This is a genomic window from Sedimentibacter sp. MB31-C6 (assembly GCF_035934735.1).
In the GTDB taxonomy this organism is placed as follows: domain Bacteria; phylum Bacillota; class Clostridia; order Tissierellales; family Sedimentibacteraceae; genus Sedimentibacter.
Genome location: NZ_CP142396.1, coordinates 378,146 through 396,106, shown reverse-complemented (window position 1 = coordinate 396,106; position 17,961 = coordinate 378,146). Strand labels below are relative to the sequence as shown.

Genomic DNA, 17,961 nt, shown 5'->3' with positions numbered 1-17,961 from the left:
AATTTTAACGGAGAACTTATGAAATTATTTAAAGACAAAATATTCTTTAAATCAATGCTCGCTATAGCATTGCCTATTGCATTACAAAATCTAATTACATCATCAGTGAATATGGTAGATACATTGATGATAAGTAGTTTAGGGCAAACTAGTATTGCTGCTGTAGGGTTGGCAAACCAGTTCTTTTTCTTTTATATTCTTATAACTTTTGGAATTAATAGCGGTTCTTCTATTTTTATCGCTCAATATTGGGGGAAAAAGGATATACCAAGTATTAGGAAGGTTTTAGGACTGGCAGTATCATTAAGCTCATTGGTGGGAGTTATATTTACTGCAGTAGCATTAGTATTTCCACAATTAATAATGAGAATACTGATTGATGAGCCAGAGGTTATAAGAATAGGTAGTGATTATTTAAGAATTGTATCAATATCATATATTCCAACTGCTATTAGCTTTGCATTTAGTGTGGCTCTAAGAACTACAGGAAAACCCAAAATACCTATGAAGATTTCTGCTATTTCCTTTGTAACAAATACAGTATTTAACTATATATTTATATTTGGAAAACTTGGATTACCTGCAATGGGTGTAAAGGGAGCAGCTTTGGGAACTCTTATATCAAGATTTATAGAAATAGGAGTAACTCTTTATGCAGTGTATTCTACAAAAGGTGTATTAGCAGCAAATATTAAAGAATTATTAAGTTGGAACAAGGATTTTGTAAAAAGATATCTAAAAACAACTTATCCTGTAATATTAGCAGAAGCAGCCTGGTCTTTAGGACAGGTAATGTATTCAATTGCCTATGCAAAACTAGGAGAGGAAGCAACAGCAGCAGTACAAATTACCAATACAATACAAAATATTTTCTTTGTTTTAGTAAGAGGGTTAGCTAATGCTTGCACAGTAATGATTGGGAGTAAAATTGGTAGTGGAGATGAGGATGAGGCATTTGAATATGCTAAAAATTTCATGGTATTATCAATAATATTAGGACTTGTCTTGGGTACAATTCAAGCTACAACTCCTAACTTAACCTTAAAACTATTTAGTGGATTAGATCAAAGTTTGTATGAGGTATCTAGAAAGCTCCTGATTATTATGGGGATGACATTTATTATTAGAGTATTTAATTCCACAGGAATAGTAGGAGTATTAAGAGGTGGAGGAGATACAACTTTTGGAATGATTATAGATATTGGTTCAGTATGGATTGTAGGAGTACCACTTGCCTTTATTGGTGCAATGTTGCTAGATATACCAGTTTATATGGTTTATGCAATAGTATCTATAGAAGAATTGATTAAAGTAATAGTAATTATACCTAGGATTATATCTAAGAAATGGATAAAAAATATTACTTAAAGACAAGAAAATAGTTGAACAATTTATTCCATAAATAAAATTTAAAAAGAGAAGGTGTTGACATGAGTAAATTATACTTTATTAAAAATACAGGATCTGATTATGATAAACTTGGAAAAGATGCTTTGAAACTATTGAAAATAATAGTATCAGAAACCGGACATAGGTTTGAAAAAGAAGTACCTATAAAGGTTCATTTTGGAGAAAAGGGAAACAAAACATTTATTCCGCCAAAATGCTATGATGCAACTATAAATTATCTGAAAGAAAAAGGAGTATCTCCGTTTTATATTGAATCCAATGTGCTATATAGAGGATCAAGGACTACAACAGAGCTTCATCTTGAAACAGCAAAAATTCATGGTTTTACGCAAATTCCAATTATAATTGCTGACGGAGATATTGGAACAGAGTATGATGAAATAGAAATAAATAAAGATTATATTAGTAAGTGTAAAATAGGCAAGGAATATAGAAAATATAAACAATTTATTGTAATGAGCCATTTTAAAGGACATGTAGAAGCAGGATTCGGTGGTTCTTTAAAGCAACTAGGTATGGGATTTGCTTCTAGAGCAGGAAAGATGGAGCAACATTCTGGTATATCACCTGTAGTTAATTCTGAAAAGTGTATCTCTTGCGGCATTTGTGTGAAAAAATGCAACTATGGTGCTATCCAAACAACAGTTACTGCAGAAATAGATGATAGTAAATGTGTTGGTTGTGCAGGGTGTATTGCTGTTTGTCCTCAAGGCGCAATTAAAAATACCTGGGGAGGATCAAATTTTCTTGAGAAACTTTCTGAGTATGCCTATGGGGCATCAAAAGACAAAGATATTATATATATCACATTTGTTCATAATATTACCAAGGAGTGTGACTGTGCTGGAACACATATGAAACCAATTGCAGGCAATATCGGTATTCTTGCGGGAAAGGATCCTGTTGCAATGGATACTGCATGCCTCGATTTAGTTCAGAAAAGTAGCGGAGAAAAACTTTTTGAAAAAGGTAGACCGTCCCTTATACACGCAGAAAAAATAGGAATGGGAACAATGGAGTATGAGCTTGTTGAAGTGAATAATATGTAACAGGATATGAATTTAACTGAATGGTAGTAAAAAGAGTTGCTTCGCAACACCCGCTAGGGGGACCTATGTCCCCCTTCGGCGTAAAAATGCTTTAATAAAGCATTTTTACTGAGCACCCCCCTTAACGGCAAGGACGTTCCGTCCTTTGCAATCCTCGTTTTTTATTATATAGGAAAGGAGAACTTTCCTATATAATAAAAAATGGGACAGTTGAGTATGTCCGCTTAGTTGCGGTAGATCATACTCACTGTCCTATATTTTATTTATTTATTGTTTGCTGCATTAATACCTGCAATTCTTCCGAAAGTATTAACATCAGCTAATGCATTTCCGCCAAGACGGTTGGTTCCATGGATGCCGCCTGTTACTTCACCGGCTGCATAAAGTCCTGGTATAATGTTTCCTGAAGTATCTATAACTTGTGTTTCTGTATTTATTTCAATACCACCCATAGTATGGTGAACGGTTGGCATTCTTGGTCCTGCATAATATGGAGGAGTGTCCATTTTGTGTTGATATAAAGTTCTGCCAAATTCATCAGGTTCGCCGCTTTCAACATGGGCATTAAAATCTTCTACAGCAGCAACTAAATTGTCTGCATTCACTCCTATTTGTTCAGCTAAATCTTCTAATGTATCTGCTTTATAAGCTCTTCCAGCTTCTACTAACTCATCTATAGTTTCATTAAAGTTATTTTTAACATCTCCTGTAGGATAATTATGGCTGTCAAGTACTATCCACAAAAATGCATCTTTTTGTTCAAACAATGCTTTTGTCATATCATCTCTTCGGCCACCTTCATCAACAAATCGGTTACCGTCTTTATTTACAAAGATACGATTTTCAACAGCTTGTTCGATATTACCTGCCAAGCTTCCTGTTTCAGGGTCACCTAATGGTAATAGCTGAATATGCTCCATACCTACAAGGTTAGCACCAACTTCAACTGCCATTTTTATTCCATCACCTGTTGCTCCTGGATGGTTAGTAGATAAAGTATTTGTTAAATCAGCCCAAGCTTTGTTATATTCATTTCTCATTTCAATATTCTTGCTAAATCCACCGGCCGCAATTATAACACCATTATTAGCTTTAACAATAACAGGACCTTCTGGACCTTCAGCTTTAACACCAACTGCTTTGCCATCTTCCATTATAACATTGGTAGCTTCAGTGTTAAGCATTATTTCTATATCAGAATTATTATCTTCAATATAATTCATGTATGTAGAAACGTATCCCGTTCCTAAAGGCATTACTGGTTTATGTGCTCTTGGCCATAATCCACCTAGAACTGTAAATACTTCAGGGTTGAATTCCATTCCTAAACTTTCCAACCATTCTAATGTTGGATAAGCATTTTCAACCAAAACTTTGATTAAATCAGGGTTTCCTACTTTATCCCCGCCTTCATATGTTTGTTGGTAATGTTTTTCTATAGTGTCTTCGATTCCTTGAGGTACTTGTCTTCCTGGATCAGCACAGTTATATGCTGCACCTGAAATTATTGTATTACCTCCAACTTTAGGCATCTTTTCTAATATTATTACTGATGCTCCGTTTTGGTGAGCAGAAACTGCAGCTGATAATCCAGCACCACCAGCTCCTATAATAACAACATCTACTTCTTTTTCAGTTGTTACGAGAGTTTCTTTCTCTGTTGTAACCTTTACTGCTTTTAATGCTTCGATATCTGCACCAGCTTGCTCAAGAGCATTAGCTACTGCCTCAAGAATACCCTCACTTGATACTGTAGCACCAGCTATTGCGTCTATTCCTAAACTTTGATGTTCAACAATACCTGCCGGTATATCTGATAATGCAAGATCACCTACACCAGGAGTTTCATTATGTGACAATACTTTAACATCAGTTATTTCATTTTCTGTTACAATTACTTCTACTTCGATATCTCCATTAATTCCTGCACCTTTTCCGGTATATGTACCAGGAGTGTACAATGCATCAGTTTCTTCTGACGGATCCTCAGTTTTGGCCGGATCTTCACTTGTTGGTTCAGTTGACTGACATCCGATCATTGAAAATAACATTATTAATACTAAAAGTAATGATAGTATTCTTTTGCCTTTTTTCATAACATCCTCCTATTTTTAATTTTATTCCTAATTACCATTATATTTTTAGGTAAACGTTTTGTCAACCTCTCTATTAAAAATAATAAAGACAATTTTACTTTTTTTATGTATAATTGAAGTAAGTGTTTTACAGGAACAAATATAATAATAAAGCGTCATATTATATTATAAGTATATATGCAAAATAAATCGAGGTGAAGTTATGTACATAAAGAAAGGTATAATCACAAGTGTTTTAGTGTTTTTATTAATTAATCTATTTTCTGTGGTATGTAATGCAGATGAAATTCAAGAAAATGAAAAATCCGATAAATTTAAAGTAGTGGAGTATTAAACTAAATTTGGAGAGGTGAATTATGAAAAAAGAATCAGTAGAAAAAATGTGGACAAATTATCTAGAAACATTAGGAGAAAAGCCTAATAATACAAATCGAACATATGAATCATGGTATTTTTGTGACAATAAACAGGATGCTGATGAATTGGCTGAATTAGTTTTTAACGGAACAAAGAAAGCAACAGCATCGCTATATTTGTATTATTCTTCTGAAAACGAAGAGCTTCCAAAAGTAGGTGACTTAAGCATTATCACAAATTGGGAAGGGGAAGCAAAGTGCATTATTAGAACTTCCAATATTGATATTGTTCCATTTAAGAATGTAACTGAAGAATTTGCAGCAACAGAAGGAGAAGGTGACAAATCATTAGAGTATTGGAAAAGATGCCATAAAGACTATTTCTCCAGAGAAATAAAAGAATTAGGCAAAGAATTTAATGAAGATATATTAGTTGTATGTGAAAAATTTGAAGTAGTTTATAAATAAAATAAGTCTGTTATACTCCATAGTATGTGTGACTTTTTATTGTATTATTTATGATTACTTCATTGGGATATCTATATCAAATAAAAGCATGTGCCATATCATTTTTTTATATTATTTCTTTGATAATGGAATATAAGGCTAAAATACAGATTGATTGATGTTTAAACAAGTAGTATAATAATGGAAAAAGTATACATTAATGGGGGTATAGAATTATGAAAAATTTAGTAGTTTATTATTCTTTGAGTGGCAATACTGAGGTCGTTGCACAGGAAATAGCAAAACTTATTGAGGGAGATTTGAAAAGAATAGAATGTATAAAGGAACCAGGGTTTGTATGGGCTGCATTATCTGCTATACTTGGAATAAAGGGAAAAATTAAACCATTAGATTTTTCTGTTGAAGAGTATGACAATGTGTTTGTGGGAGGACCTGTATGGGCAGCTAAAAGTTGTACACCAATTAATACTTTTTTAGATAAAACTGACTTTAAAAATAAGAATGTATATATTTTTTTGACACAGTCTGATGAAAAAACTCCAAGTACAGTATTTGATTCTATGAAAAGCAGAATTCAAAGTGATGGAGGAAATATAGTAGATTGTTTTTTCGTTCAAACACAAATGAAAAGCGTCATTTCTGTTGATACAATCAAAAGACCTATTACCGATTGGATAGACAAATTCAAAGTTAACTTGTTTAATTAATATATAGGGGTTTATATTACTACTGCTGTAAGAAGCCGGAAACTAGCAGAAAATAATAAAGTTGATAAATATTCATCTTGTTGATTATTATGGAAGGAACTACCGAAGCTTAGTATAGAGTGAATTGGAGGAGGTTAAATTGAGTAAATCAGTTATTTTAAGAGAAGTAAAATTGAAAAACGGATATAATTTGATTTTAAAAAAAGCAGAAGTTGAAGATGCACCAAAGATGATTGAATATCTAAATATTATAGGCGGTCAAAGCGATAATCTTCTTTTTGGGAAAAATGAATTTCATTTAAACATAGAACAGGAAAAGGAATATCTTAAAAATTTAAGCAACACTCCTAATACTTTGATGTTGTTGGGATTAATTGATAATAGGTTGGTTAGTACTGCGCAAATCAGTGCTTCTTCAAGAAAAAGAATATCCCATAACAGTGAAATTGCTATTTCAGTACTAAAAGACTACTGGCATATTGGAATAGGAACAGCTGTAATGGAAGAGCTAATTAATTTCGCCAAAAGTACCGCAACTATAAGAAATGTGACATTAGGTGTTAGAAAAGGCAACGATAATGCAATAAAACTATACGAAAAATTAGGCTTCATCAAAGTAGGAGAACATAAAGATTTCTTCAATATTGACGGAAAATTTTATGATGAGATACTAATGGAGATGTACATATAAAGTCAAATAAATAGATCTAGTAATTTTAATGAATACTTTAAAACCGAAGTGGAATAAAGCTTTGGTTTTTTTGTTGACATATACTACGTTTAGTGATATATTATTATTACAGTAAACGTAATACGGAGGAGAAATGAAAGACAATATTCAAGGAGGAGCATTAACTGAAACTACATTATTAATATTACTGGCATTATTTAATCCGAATCATGGTTATGGAATTATGCAGTTTATTGAAGAGAAAACTAATGGGAGAGTTAGACTTGGTCCAGGAACTCTTTATGGTGCGATTAATACTCTTTATAAAAAAAGTTGGATAATTCCATACAATGAAGATGATAGCAGAAAAAAACAGTATATAATAACTGAACTAGGAAAAAAGCAAGTTGTTAGCGAAAATCGACGTTTAGCAGAAATATTAAATTTAGTTGAAATGGCTTTAGGAGGAGAGGGCGACGATGAGAGTATTTAAATATTTTTTTGATTTTGTTGATGGACAAGAACATTGGCTCAATAAAATGAGCCAAAAGGGGTATCGTTTGGTTAAGTGTGGTAAACTAATCTATGAATTTGAAAAGTGCACCCCTAATAAGTATGAATATGCTGTAGAATTGGTTGGTCAAATGTCTGAACAAAAGCGTAGAGAATATCAGGATTTATTTAAAGAATTAGAATATAAGGTTTTCACAAAAAATTTGAACCTTAACTTCTCTATAGGAAAGATTAGGTATAGGCCATGGGGAATTGGAAGTGGTCAGATAACAACATCACCAGGATCATATAATAAAGAATTGTTAATTGTTGAAACACCTAAGACTGAAAAAAAAATCCAAATTCATTCTGATTTAGAAGATAAATTATTAGCGTATCAAAATGTTATAAATGCATTGTTGTATGCAATAATCGCAATGATAGTCTTAATTGTAGTTTCGTTTGTTTATAATAAGCAAGTTATTGTAGAGGTATTATGGGTTATTAGAGTTATATTAATCGTATTTGCTGTTATGTGGATTGTACCGCTTGTAAAATTGACTTTAAAGAAATCCAGGCTAAAAGGAGAAAGTAAGATATCAGAAAGATAAAAAGGATATGATCTAATGATAATATAGTTTTTGAAGAAGAACACTAATATTATTATTTTGTAGGGTATGCATTGTATGCATACCGCGGGACATGCGATGTGTGCCCTACGCGTTATTACTATAAAAAGGTTATTGTAAAATAAGCATAATTCAATGTAGATAGAGAATTTATATAAGTTCTCTATTTTTTGTTTAAAGCATTTTCTCGTGAACGATAGTATATTGAACTGCTTTTTTTGTTAGTAAAATATTTTTAAAATTAAATTATTTATTTATGCAGTAATTTATAAATAAATTGCGTTATAATATATGTACGGAAAGGAGGGGAGGTATGGAAAGGGAGAGCTTGTTAATAAAAGAATCGATAGATGGTAATGAAAAAGCTTTTGCGATTATAGTAAATAATTATAAGAATTATATTTTTGCTATTATATTGAACTTCATAAAGGACTATGGAGAGGCTGAAAATGTTGCTCAAGAAGTTTTTCTACAAATCCATACTTCACTTTCAACCTATAATAGTGAAAATTTTAAGGCTTGGATAGGAAAAATAGCGGCTAATAAATCAATCGATTGGTTAAGAAAAAAAAAGAGTAAATTTCGTGAAGAAGCAGATGAAAATACAATTGATTTAATAGATAATTCAGTATCTAATAATGATAATCCTGAAATATCTTTAGTTGATAAGGAAAGAAAAGAGGTGCTTAAAAGAGCCTTAAGCAATATGCCGGAAATCTATAGAGTGGCTATTGAAAAGTATTATTTTCAGGATAAATCTTATAAGGTAATTGCTAAGGAAGAAGATGTACCTATAAAGACTATAGCATCAAGACTTTATAGAGCAAAGATATTATTAAAAGAGAAATGGAGGGAAGAAAATGAAACATTATGATTACATTGAGTGGCTGTTTTATAAAAATAGAATGTTGTCAAAGGAAAAGTCGGTAGAGATGGAACAACACTTATATAACTGTAATACATGTATGGAAATTTTTTTATCCCTTGTTGATGAAAAAGAAGAAGAAAAAGCCGGTGAAATAATATCTGATGATTTTACATCTAATATAATAAGTAATATTCCAAAGGTAAAACAAGTTAAACAAAAAGGTAGACTGAAAATTAAGCAAGCAAAAAAAGCATTTAATTATCAATTTGGTTATTATGCAGCAGTTGCTAGTGTAACTGTAATTTTAACTTTAGGCGGATTTTATGTTGATTTGGTAGATGCAGTTCCAAGGATTTCTGCTTCTATGCAAATTACAGAAAATCGTCAAAACATGATATCTGGGTTTTCAAACAGTATTGACAGTATTGTAGACATTACATCAAGTTTTTTATTAAGTATTGATAATAGTAATATAAATAATAGGAGGACTAATAATGAAAGATAAAAGTAAAATTGTAGCATTTATGTTGTCATTTATACCTGGTTTGGCACATTTATATATTGGATTGAAGGAAAGAGCTTTGATATTTTTTATATTCCTAGTAGTAGGAGTTACAGGAGGGATAGGCTTAGCTATAATAACCTATGCCGAAGTATTTCTGGTGCTTACAATTATAGGCTATCTTTTATTATGGCTTATTGCTTTAATAGATGTATTTTCAAGTTGGAAATATATTGAGATAAAACAGTTGTATAATAGTGCTGAGAAGTTAGAAATACCAGATAAAACATTAAATAAGAAAAGTATTTCATTGGCACTTTCAGTTATACCCGGTGCTGGTCATATGTATCTTGGATATCAAAAAAAAGGCTTAATCATTATGGGGTCCTTCTTCTTTTCTATATTCTTTATGGGGTGGTTAGGAGTATCAATGTTATTATTTTTACTTCCATTAATATGGTTTTATAGTTTCTTTGATGCCATGCATATAGCTGAAGGCTCTCAGGAAGAGATGAAAGACCAAGTGTTGTTACTTCCAAATATAAAGCCTGAATGGATTGGATTTGCATTAATTGGCATAGGTGTATTGATTATAATGGAAAGAGTGTTGTATCCACTGATTGATTATGAAATTCGTAGATATATTCAAACAACTGTAGTGTCTTTAATTTTTATACTTGTAGGTATATATATGCTGATGAAAAATAAAAAAAGTTCATCTTCATATGATGAAACAGAAGAGGAGAATAATGATGAAGATTAAACGAGTAGGAACCATTTCAATGAGTATCATTTTAATAATATTCGGAGTGACTTTATTTTTATCACAAATTAATAAGTTTTCAGCTCTGAACATGGTATTAAACATATGGCCTATGATTTTAATTTTAATAGGTTTGGAAATTTTATGGTATAGATATTTATCTAAGGATAAAGAAATAGTAATAAAATATGATTTGTTTAGTATATTTATTATCTTAGTTATATTACTTATGAATATAGGAATATTTGCAATCAGCGAAAGCGGCTTAACACATAAAATACAAAGTACACTTCTAACTGAAAATTACATTATGGATAAATCTATAAATGAATATGTAATTGATGAAAATATAAATAAGATAATTATTGACGATGCAACTAATATAGTTATCAGAGCAACAGAGGACAATAAAATTAGTGGTGTAAGTAAAATGAATGTTTATGCCGTAAATAAAGAAGAGGCAGATAAATTAGCATCTTTGGACAATATAAGTTATGAAAAGTCTGGAAACACTTTATATATTTACTCAATAAATAATATAAACAATAATTATAGTTATTCAAATATGAGAAGTCTTGATATATTTCTTCCTGATAATATTGATGTAGAGGTAATGAATTGCTATAATCTAGATTTAATATTCAATGATTTTAAGAATCAATGGACCTTTGACAGAGTGGATAATATAAATATTAGACTTGATAAAATATCAGATGTTACGATAAAAGCATTTGTAGATTCTGTAGATTTATTAAGCGGTAACATTAAATGGTCATTTAATAAATTTGGTGAGTATGTAAAAGGTGATGGAACCAAAGTCATAAATATACTTGATAGCAGTAATATAAGAGTAAATGAAGTTTAAAGGTATGCCCTTACAGGGTTAGAGAGAACCACCAGCTGTGAAAGCTGGTGGTTTTCTAGCTTCTACATATCAATGCGTCCCCTACGTTATAGTACTACTTATGATATGTCTCGCCAGCATTTATTTTAAAGGCTCTGTAAATTTGTTCTAATAATATAATTTTAAAAAGTTGGTGGGGAAATGTCATTTTGGAAAAGGATAACTTAAAATTTGATATATCTAATACGTCCTGTGATAAGCCGTTGCTTCCTCCTATTATAAAAGTTATATCAGAGTTTCCGTCTATACCCAATGTATTAATTTTGTCTGCAAGTTCTTCAGAGCTTAGTTGTTTTCCTTTTACATCAAGGACAACAACATAAGAATTCTTAGGAATTTTGTTCAATATTTTATTTCCTTCTTTAATTTTGACTTGTTCAATTTCTGAATGAGAAAAATTTTCATCTGCTCTTTCGTCTTGTATGATTTCTTCTATAAGCTTGCAATATTTTGATAGTCTTTTAGTATATTCTTTTATTGCATCTGAAAAAAATTTCTCTTTTATTTTTCCAACTGAGATTATTGTTAATTTCATTTTAATCCACCTTATTCATTTTATAAAAAACATAGCATAATATAATAATATACTAAATTTATAATTAAAAGCAATAAAATTATTAAGAAACTAAAAAAACGTTTACAAAAAAATCATTGAAGAAAAGATTTAAATATGCTATAATATTTTTACTATCTTTATACAAATTTAATATCGAGGTAAAAAATATGAAACTATTAAATAAAATAATATGTATAGTTTTTTTCATTTGCATAATAAATAGTCAAGTTTATGCACTAGATTCATCGGCAGTTGATATACAAAAAAATATTGAAAATAAATATGGTGTGAATGTAATAGTTTCAGATAATATTAATGAAAATGATTTAATTGAAAGTTTTAAAATACTAGAATGTAGTTTAGAAAAATTCTTTGAAGGTATAATTAAGGAAATAACTGATTATTATTTAACTAAAGGTATAGAAACAAATATTATTATTAAAGAAAAAGAAAATATTATTGATTTAAATGCTAATTATAAATTAACTGATAATTCTATTAATTTGTATATAAATATTTTGACTAACAATTATTTTGGTAAAACTTACTCTACTTCAAGTGATGGAATAGTACACGAATTAGGTCATTTTATAGGCGATTATTTAATTGAAATTTACAGTTATGATAAATTAAAAAGTGATTTTGAATTACTAAATAATGGTTATGAATATGGCAAGTGGGGAAAGGATTATAATAAAGTATTTGTAAATAAACATTCAGCAAACAGTTTGCATGATGATATTGCAGATTTAATATGGTATGTTGAAGTTAAACCAGATGATTTGAGAAATGTTAATTATGGCAAAAAAGAAATAATACATAAAAAGGTAGTATATTTAGCAAATCTCTTTGATGAAACTTTTGATTCAATAAAGGGAGATACAAAACTATGGCTTGAAGCTGTTCCCACTACACCTGATAAATGGGCGCTGGAAACAATTAGTGTTATGACAGAAGAAGGATTAATACCTGACGATTTTGATGGTAAATATGGAGCTTATATAACAAAAGAAGACTTTTATATTTTGTTAATAAAATTGGCAAAGGAAAAATTAGGAGAAGAAGACTTTTACAATAGTTTTGATATGGTGATACCTGAAAAAGGCATTAAGCTTAATCCAATTAATGGAGAAATAGTAATTGAAGATAAAGTAGACAAAATATATAATATAAATTCTACAAAATACGAGGAATATATTTACGACGCATATAAATTTGGATTAATTCAAGAAGATGACGATTTGAATTTAGGAACTCCGATAACAAGATTAGAAGCATCCAAACTTTTAGTTTTAATGATTGATAAACTTGGAATAGATATTTCTAATTATGAAGAGGTCGAATTTTCTGATATTAAAGGTATAAGTGATATAGATAAACCGTATTTGTATTTTGCAGTTAATAAGGAAATAATTAAAGGTGATGGAAATAAACTAACGCCTTATGAATATTGTACTTATCAAGAAGTATATATAATGCTAGATAGGGTATGTGATATTTTATAAAAGTTCATATGATAAAATTATAAATAAAGCAGAGTAGCCTCTGCTTTATTGTTTCTAGCTAAAATTATTGTTCATTTGCTTCATTTTTTATGTTATAATGGTAAAAATAACAAGAGGGTTAGTATAAATGTTGGACTTAAGAAGTTTTGTAATTGGCATTGTTATCATGCTTAAAAAGTACACATGTGTTGATATTACCATATATTCTGAATACAATGAAGAAGATTTTAAAAATGGAATAATGTTATTGCCCTTATTAGGTTTAGTAATAGGTTTTTTCGCATACCTTATTTCTCTATTAAAATTTTTTTATGATGACTTTTTTGTTAGCATACTAATTATTACATATTATATAATAATTACTAAAACAACTAATTTTAAAGATACATATAAAACTTTAAACTATATAATAAAACCAAAAAATCAATCAGAACAAATATCTGGTATAATCGGGATAATAATTTTATGCTTAATTTATTTTACAATTATAAGGCTTGTTCCAATTACATCTTTGATTATAATGCCTGTCGTAGGATATAGTGGGTTAATAATATTAAGTACAGTTTTTAAAAGAAATAAAGAAGGCACTACTATAATGAAATATTGCAGTAAATATCACAAGATAGTAGCTTTTAGCATTTCCTTTATATTGGCTTCACTGTTTAATTATAAATTAGTAATTCCGCTATCAATAACTTATATGGTTTCTGGTGCTATAGTAAGTATAATTGATAAAAAAATAAAGCTTCTTCCTAGTTCAATAGAAGGCTTCATTATAGAAATTATACAAGTAATATTTTTAATTATAACATATCTTATTAAAATATAAAGCTGATAATTTATCAGCTTTAATGATCTATACCGTCTCTTGATAAAACTCCTTGGCTATAATAATGTTTCACTTCGACCATATCAGTTACTAAATCAGCTATATCAATTAACTCTTGAGGTGCATATCTTCCAGTTAACACTACTTCTGTATTAGATGCTTTACTTTCTAATATTTTTATAACATCAGTAACATTGAAAAGTTTAAAATATAAAGCAATAAAAATTTCATCTAATATTATAAGGTCATAATCCCCATTTGAAAGTATTTCATTGCATTCATTTAATCCTTGTTTTGCTGCTTGAATATCTTCATCTTTAGGTAGCTCGTTAATAAAGCATCCTTTGCCATATTGTTTAATAACTAGGTTATCAAAATAACTTTCTAATTTTGTTTCATTATATTTCATATCTTTTACAAATTGTGCAATAAAGACTTTTTTTCCAGATAAAACAGCTCTTGCTGCCAGTCCGAAGGCAGCGGTTGTTTTCCCTTTTCCGTTACCAGTATATATATGAATATAACCCTTTTTCATATTTCACCTCCGATGTTCAGATTTAGCTGAACAAGTTTACTTTTTTATTTAAGATAATAGCCAAAACCTACAGTGCCTTCTCCGCAATGACTTGATATTACACATCCAATAGAATATTCATGAAATTTTGTTATTCCTGTTTTTTCAATTAATTGATTTTTTATTTCATGTCCCTCTTTTTCATTACCAACAGCATAAGCAAGATGTATTTCATCAAATAAAATTTTGTCTTTATCTTTTTCAGCTTCGTCAATCATTATTTTAATTGCCTTTTTTTTACCTCTAGTTTTTTTCCATACATCTAAACCATCAGCAGACATGCTAATAATAGGTTTAATACCTAACATGTTTCCAAAAATTGCTTCTGTACTACTACATCTTCCACCCATATGTAGATAATCCAAAGTATTAATTGTGAAAAATAACTTATAATTTGGTACAATTCTCCTAATTTCTTTTGTTACTTCTTCAGCTGTCATTCCCTTATTGGCAAAATTGTAAGCATTACGTACTAATCCTCCTATTGCGCCACACAAATTTAATGAATCTATAATATGAACTTTATCATTACCAAGATGTTCAGCAGCTAATTTTGCGTTTTGTATGGTTGTAGAAATTTTTGAAGATAATCCTATGTATATAACAGATTTACCATCATCAACAAAAGGTTTAAATTTATTGTAAAAATCTATTGGGGAAGGGGCAGATGTTTTAGGTAATATTTTTCTTTCTTTTACCATTTTAAACATATCAATTGGAGTTATATCAATACCATCTCGAAATGAATCTTCTTCGAAGGTTACAATTAATGGTATTATCCCAACATCCATTCTTTCGATTTCGCTAAAAGGTAAGTCGCAAGTACTATCAGAAAATAATTTTATATTACTCATATATCCCTCCATTTATCCTAATAATATAATTATAATATCATAAACCTTAAATGTACATAAAGAAAATGAAAAGAAATGGAAATATAATTTTTTTTTTGACAAATATATTTTATTGTAGTATAATTTTTAAAACTATGATTAAGATTAGTAATTAGTAAAAAATGTTCTAGAGAGCTGAAAAATGGTGGAATTCAGTACATGAAAACTAATGAATGGACTTAGGAGTTTCTGACTGAAAAAAGTAGGTTTAGACGTATTGTGCGTTAAACAAAAAGTGCCGTAATGGAATTAAGGTGGTACCACGGGTTTTCTCGTCCTTTTGTGGAAGAAAGCTCGTTTTTTTGTTTTAATAAAAATTTTTTGTATTATAAATTAGGAGGTAAAAATGGAGGATAAAAAAGTTATATTTAGTGGAATGCAGCCATCAGGTTCACTAACATTAGGTAATTATTTAGGAGCATTAAAGAACTGGGTTAATCTTCAAAATGAATATGACTGCTATTACTGTGTTGTTAATATGCATGCTATAACTGTTCCAAAGGAGCCAAAAGATTTAAGAAAGAATACCCTTGAGGTGTTAGCTAACTATATAGCAGCAGGTTTAGATCCTGAATTGGTAACATTATTTATTCAATCTCATGTTGCTGCTCATGCAGAGTTGAGCTGGGTATTGAATTGTTTTACTTATTATGGTGAATTGGGACGTATGACTCAATTTAAAGATAAATCAAAGAAAATGGAAAGCAATGCTATAACTGCTGGATTGTTTACATATCCAACACTTATGGTTTCAGACATATTACTTTACCAAACAGACTTAGTTCCAGTAGGTGAAGATCAAAGACAACATCTTGAGTTAACTAGAGATGTCGCACAAAGATTTAATAATCGTTTTAGTGAAACATTTAAAGTACCTGAACCTTTTATATCTAAAGATGGTGCAAAAATTATGAGTCTTCAGGATCCAACTAGTAAAATGTCTAAATCAGATGCTAATGAGAATTCATATATACTTTTAATGGATAAACCTGATGCAATAAGAAGAAAATTAAAAAGAGCAGTAACTGATTCAGAAGGAGTTGTTAGGTATAATGACACTCAACCTGGGGTTAAAAATTTAATCAATATATATTCTAAAATAACTAATAAATCATCACAAGAAATTGTATCAGAATATGAAGGTAAGGGTTATGCAAAGTTTAAAGATGATATTGCAGAAATTATCATAAATGAGTTAAGTCCAATACAAGATAAAATAGATTATTTACTAAAAAATAAAGATTATTTAGAAAAAATTTATATATCTGGTGCAGAGAAGGCAGAGAAAGTAGCAAGAAAGACATTAAGAAAAGTATATAAAAAAGTAGGATTTATTCCAAGATTTTAATTGTTGAATAAATTAGGAGGACATGATGATACTAATAAAAAATGGATTTATAAAGACTATGGCCGGTGAAGATATTGAAAATGGTCAAATTCTTATTGAAGATGGTAAAATTAAAGCTGTAGGTAAAGATATAGAAGTGCCCATTGATGTTGAAATAATTGATGCAAAAGGTTGCCTTGTAACACCTGGTTTAGTTGAAGGACACTGCCACATAGGTATGTGGGAAGAAGGTATTGGCTTTGAAGGTGAAGATGGAAATGAAGATGTGGAGCCTATTACACCACATCTTAGGGCAATTGATGGAATTAATCCAATGGATCAAAGTTTTAAGGATGCTATAGGAGGAGGAGTAACTACTACTGTTACAGGACCAGGAAGTGCTAACGTAATAGGTGGACAGTTCCTTGCTATGAAGACTTATGGCAATAGAGTTGATAAAATGATTATTAAAGATCCTGTAGCTATAAAAATTGCTTTTGGAGAAAACCCTAAAAGAGTGTATAGTGAACAACATAAATCGCCAGTAACAAGAATGGCAGTTGCAGCAATGCTTAGAGAAACTTTGTATGAAGCTAAACAATATATGATAGAAATAGAAGAATCAAAGGATGATCCTGATAAAAGACCAGATTATGATTTAAAGATGGAAGCTTTACTTCCTGTTATGAAAAAAGAAATACCATTAAAGGCTCACGCTCATAGAGCCGATGATATTTTTACTGCATTACGTATTGCAAAAGAATTTGATGTTAATATAACTTTAGATCATTGTACTGAAGGCCATCTTATTGTAGATGAATTAGCAGCAGAAGGTAAGCCGTGTTTAGTTGGACCAACATTAGGATCTAGGTCAAAAGTAGAATTGAAATATAAAAGCTTTGAAACACCTAAAATATTAGTAGATGCAGGAATTAAAATTGCCATAATAACAGATTCAAATGTAATTCCTATAGAATATTTAAGTATGTGCGCTGGGTTGGCAGTTAAGGGTGGGCTGTCAGAAGAAGACGCATGGAAGGCTATAACTATTAATCCAGCAGAAATAATAGGTATTGATGATAGAGTTGGTAGTATAGAGGTTGGTAAAGATGCTGATATAGCAATATTTAGAGGCAATCCTTTAATAGATTTAAACTATGAAACAGAAATGACTATAATCGATGGAAAAGTAGTTTATAGCAATAAGTAAATAATAGAAGAATTTATGTTGTAAATTGTTAGGGGACGCATTTTATGCGTTCCATTTTTGAATTTAATAAAAAATATTAGAATATTTATAAAAAAAACTTGCAAAATATCAAAAAAAAGAATAAACTATCTGAGGTATATGAAAGGATAGGAT

General features: G+C 29.9%; 20 protein-coding genes and 1 other annotated feature. Of the genes, 16 read left to right on the top strand and 4 right to left on the bottom strand.

Annotated features, from left to right (window positions below):
• The first annotated feature begins 18 nt into the window (after positions 1 to 18).
• A complete protein-coding gene (locus tag U8307_RS01965) occupies positions 19 to 1,368 on the top strand; it encodes an MATE family efflux transporter (protein WP_326909753.1) in 1,350 nt (449 codons plus the stop codon).
• 62 nt (positions 1,369 to 1,430) lie between these two features.
• A complete protein-coding gene (locus U8307_RS01960; RefSeq protein WP_326909751.1) occupies positions 1,431 to 2,459 on the top strand; it encodes a DUF362 domain-containing protein in 1,029 nt (342 codons plus the stop codon).
• 263 nt (positions 2,460 to 2,722) lie between these two features.
• On the opposite strand, the gene U8307_RS01955 is transcribed toward U8307_RS01960, so the two are convergent.
• Positions 2,723 to 4,555, bottom strand: a complete 1,833-nt coding sequence (locus U8307_RS01955) for a flavocytochrome c (RefSeq protein WP_326909749.1) — start codon at positions 4,553 to 4,555, stop codon at positions 2,723 to 2,725.
• A 202-nt stretch (positions 4,556 to 4,757) separates the two neighbouring features.
• On the opposite strand from U8307_RS01955, the gene U8307_RS01950 reads away from it, so the two are divergent.
• The 10 genes from U8307_RS01950 to U8307_RS01905 all read left to right on the top strand — a co-directional run bounded on the left by U8307_RS01950 (position 4,758) and on the right by U8307_RS01905 (position 10,875).
• Complete coding sequence (locus tag U8307_RS01950) at positions 4,758 to 4,889, top strand: hypothetical protein (protein WP_326909747.1); 132 nt, start codon at positions 4,758 to 4,760, stop codon at positions 4,887 to 4,889.
• A 22-nt stretch (positions 4,890 to 4,911) separates the two neighbouring features.
• Positions 4,912 to 5,379 carry an ASCH domain-containing protein gene (locus U8307_RS01945; protein WP_326909746.1) on the top strand — a complete coding sequence of 156 codons (468 nt, stop codon included), beginning with the start codon at positions 4,912 to 4,914 and terminating at the stop codon, positions 5,377 to 5,379.
• A gap of 215 nt (positions 5,380 to 5,594) precedes the next feature.
• The gene (locus U8307_RS01940; RefSeq protein WP_326909744.1) at positions 5,595 to 6,086 is read left to right on the top strand and encodes a flavodoxin family protein; all 492 of its coding nucleotides are present in this window, start codon (positions 5,595 to 5,597) and stop codon (positions 6,084 to 6,086) included.
• Positions 6,087 to 6,225: 139 nt separating this feature from the next.
• On the top strand, positions 6,226 to 6,777 hold the full coding sequence (locus U8307_RS01935; RefSeq protein WP_326909743.1) for a GNAT family N-acetyltransferase: 552 nt from the start codon (positions 6,226 to 6,228) through the stop codon (positions 6,775 to 6,777).
• Between the two features lie 133 nt (positions 6,778 to 6,910).
• Positions 6,911 to 7,249, top strand: coding sequence for a PadR family transcriptional regulator (locus U8307_RS01930; protein WP_326909741.1), 339 nt, complete (start codon positions 6,911 to 6,913; stop codon positions 7,247 to 7,249).
• Entirely contained in the window at positions 7,236 to 7,859 is a 624-nt protein-coding gene (locus U8307_RS01925; RefSeq protein WP_326909739.1) for a DUF2812 domain-containing protein, read from the top strand. Before U8307_RS01930 ends, U8307_RS01925 begins: the two co-directional genes overlap by 14 nt.
• A 331-nt stretch (positions 7,860 to 8,190) precedes the next feature.
• Positions 8,191 to 8,751 carry an RNA polymerase sigma factor gene (locus U8307_RS01920; RefSeq protein ID WP_326909738.1) on the top strand — a complete coding sequence of 187 codons (561 nt, stop codon included), beginning with the start codon at positions 8,191 to 8,193 and terminating at the stop codon, positions 8,749 to 8,751.
• A complete protein-coding gene (locus tag U8307_RS01915; protein WP_326909736.1) occupies positions 8,738 to 9,250 on the top strand; it encodes a hypothetical protein in 513 nt (170 codons plus the stop codon). Before U8307_RS01920 ends, U8307_RS01915 begins: the two co-directional genes overlap by 14 nt.
• Positions 9,240 to 10,010, top strand: coding sequence for a hypothetical protein (locus U8307_RS01910; RefSeq protein WP_326909734.1), 771 nt, complete (start codon positions 9,240 to 9,242; stop codon positions 10,008 to 10,010). Before U8307_RS01915 ends, U8307_RS01910 begins: the two co-directional genes overlap by 11 nt.
• Positions 9,997 to 10,875, top strand: a complete 879-nt coding sequence (locus tag U8307_RS01905; protein ID WP_326909732.1) for a LiaF transmembrane domain-containing protein — start codon at positions 9,997 to 9,999, stop codon at positions 10,873 to 10,875. Before U8307_RS01910 ends, U8307_RS01905 begins: the two co-directional genes overlap by 14 nt.
• A gap of 94 nt (positions 10,876 to 10,969) precedes the next feature.
• Here U8307_RS01905 and rlmH read toward each other — a convergent pair whose 3' ends face one another.
• Positions 10,970 to 11,449 carry a 23S rRNA (pseudouridine(1915)-N(3))-methyltransferase RlmH gene (rlmH, locus tag U8307_RS01900; RefSeq protein WP_326909730.1) on the bottom strand — a complete coding sequence of 160 codons (480 nt, stop codon included), beginning with the start codon at positions 11,447 to 11,449 and terminating at the stop codon, positions 10,970 to 10,972.
• Between the two features lie 188 nt (positions 11,450 to 11,637).
• On the opposite strand from rlmH, the gene U8307_RS01895 reads away from it, so the two are divergent.
• Both U8307_RS01895 and U8307_RS01890 read left to right on the top strand, forming a co-directional pair.
• A complete protein-coding gene (locus U8307_RS01895) occupies positions 11,638 to 12,975 on the top strand; it encodes an S-layer homology domain-containing protein (protein WP_326909728.1) in 1,338 nt (445 codons plus the stop codon).
• Positions 12,976 to 13,102: 127 nt separating this feature from the next.
• Positions 13,103 to 13,804 carry a hypothetical protein gene (locus tag U8307_RS01890; protein ID WP_326909726.1) on the top strand — a complete coding sequence of 234 codons (702 nt, stop codon included), beginning with the start codon at positions 13,103 to 13,105 and terminating at the stop codon, positions 13,802 to 13,804.
• A gap of 19 nt (positions 13,805 to 13,823) precedes the next feature.
• Here U8307_RS01890 and cobO read toward each other — a convergent pair whose 3' ends face one another.
• The gene (cobO, locus tag U8307_RS01885; RefSeq protein ID WP_326909724.1) at positions 13,824 to 14,339 is read right to left on the bottom strand and encodes a cob(I)yrinic acid a,c-diamide adenosyltransferase; all 516 of its coding nucleotides are present in this window, start codon (positions 14,337 to 14,339) and stop codon (positions 13,824 to 13,826) included.
• A 44-nt stretch (positions 14,340 to 14,383) separates the two neighbouring features.
• On the bottom strand, positions 14,384 to 15,232 hold the full coding sequence (locus tag U8307_RS01880) for a DegV family protein (RefSeq protein WP_326909723.1): 849 nt from the start codon (positions 15,230 to 15,232) through the stop codon (positions 14,384 to 14,386).
• A 125-nt stretch (positions 15,233 to 15,357) separates the two neighbouring features.
• Positions 15,358 to 15,554 (top strand) — a binding site (T-box leader).
• Positions 15,555 to 15,617: 63 nt separating this feature from the next.
• Between U8307_RS01880 and trpS the strand changes: the two genes are divergently transcribed.
• Both trpS and U8307_RS01870 read left to right on the top strand, forming a co-directional pair.
• Positions 15,618 to 16,619, top strand: coding sequence for a tryptophan--tRNA ligase (gene trpS / locus U8307_RS01875; protein ID WP_326909721.1), 1,002 nt, complete (start codon positions 15,618 to 15,620; stop codon positions 16,617 to 16,619).
• Positions 16,620 to 16,644: 25 nt separating this feature from the next.
• A complete protein-coding gene (locus U8307_RS01870) occupies positions 16,645 to 17,808 on the top strand; it encodes an amidohydrolase (RefSeq protein WP_326909719.1) in 1,164 nt (387 codons plus the stop codon).
• Positions 17,809 to 17,961 lie beyond the last annotated feature (153 nt).

Excerpts from the sequence above, each read along its gene's own strand:
- U8307_RS01945 (WP_326909746.1), top strand. The coding sequence starts at position 4,912 with ATGAAAAAAGAATCAGTAGAAAAAATGTGGACAAATTATCTAGAAACA.
- U8307_RS01960 (WP_326909751.1), top strand. The coding sequence starts at position 1,431 with ATGAGTAAATTATACTTTATTAAAAATACAGGATCTGATTATGATAAA.
- U8307_RS01910 (WP_326909734.1), top strand. The coding sequence starts at position 9,240 with ATGAAAGATAAAAGTAAAATTGTAGCATTTATGTTGTCATTTATACCT.
- U8307_RS01895 (WP_326909728.1), top strand. The coding sequence starts at position 11,638 with ATGAAACTATTAAATAAAATAATATGTATAGTTTTTTTCATTTGCATA.
- U8307_RS01955 (WP_326909749.1), bottom strand. The coding sequence starts at position 4,555 with ATGAAAAAAGGCAAAAGAATACTATCATTACTTTTAGTATTAATAATG.
- U8307_RS01880 (WP_326909723.1), bottom strand. The coding sequence starts at position 15,232 with ATGAGTAATATAAAATTATTTTCTGATAGTACTTGCGACTTACCTTTT.
- trpS (WP_326909721.1), top strand. The coding sequence starts at position 15,618 with ATGGAGGATAAAAAAGTTATATTTAGTGGAATGCAGCCATCAGGTTCA.
- U8307_RS01890 (WP_326909726.1), top strand. The coding sequence starts at position 13,103 with ATGTTGGACTTAAGAAGTTTTGTAATTGGCATTGTTATCATGCTTAAA.
- U8307_RS01925 (WP_326909739.1), top strand. The coding sequence starts at position 7,236 with ATGAGAGTATTTAAATATTTTTTTGATTTTGTTGATGGACAAGAACAT.
- U8307_RS01930 (WP_326909741.1), top strand. The coding sequence starts at position 6,911 with ATGAAAGACAATATTCAAGGAGGAGCATTAACTGAAACTACATTATTA.
- U8307_RS01905 (WP_326909732.1), top strand. The coding sequence starts at position 9,997 with ATGATGAAGATTAAACGAGTAGGAACCATTTCAATGAGTATCATTTTA.
- U8307_RS01870 (WP_326909719.1), top strand. The coding sequence starts at position 16,645 with ATGATACTAATAAAAAATGGATTTATAAAGACTATGGCCGGTGAAGAT.
- U8307_RS01940 (WP_326909744.1), top strand. The coding sequence starts at position 5,595 with ATGAAAAATTTAGTAGTTTATTATTCTTTGAGTGGCAATACTGAGGTC.
- U8307_RS01915 (WP_326909736.1), top strand. The coding sequence starts at position 8,738 with ATGAAACATTATGATTACATTGAGTGGCTGTTTTATAAAAATAGAATG.
- rlmH (WP_326909730.1), bottom strand. The coding sequence starts at position 11,449 with ATGAAATTAACAATAATCTCAGTTGGAAAAATAAAAGAGAAATTTTTT.
- U8307_RS01965 (WP_326909753.1), top strand. The coding sequence starts at position 19 with ATGAAATTATTTAAAGACAAAATATTCTTTAAATCAATGCTCGCTATA.
- cobO (WP_326909724.1), bottom strand. The coding sequence starts at position 14,339 with ATGAAAAAGGGTTATATTCATATATATACTGGTAACGGAAAAGGGAAA.
- U8307_RS01950 (WP_326909747.1), top strand. The coding sequence starts at position 4,758 with ATGTACATAAAGAAAGGTATAATCACAAGTGTTTTAGTGTTTTTATTA.
- U8307_RS01920 (WP_326909738.1), top strand. The coding sequence starts at position 8,191 with ATGGAAAGGGAGAGCTTGTTAATAAAAGAATCGATAGATGGTAATGAA.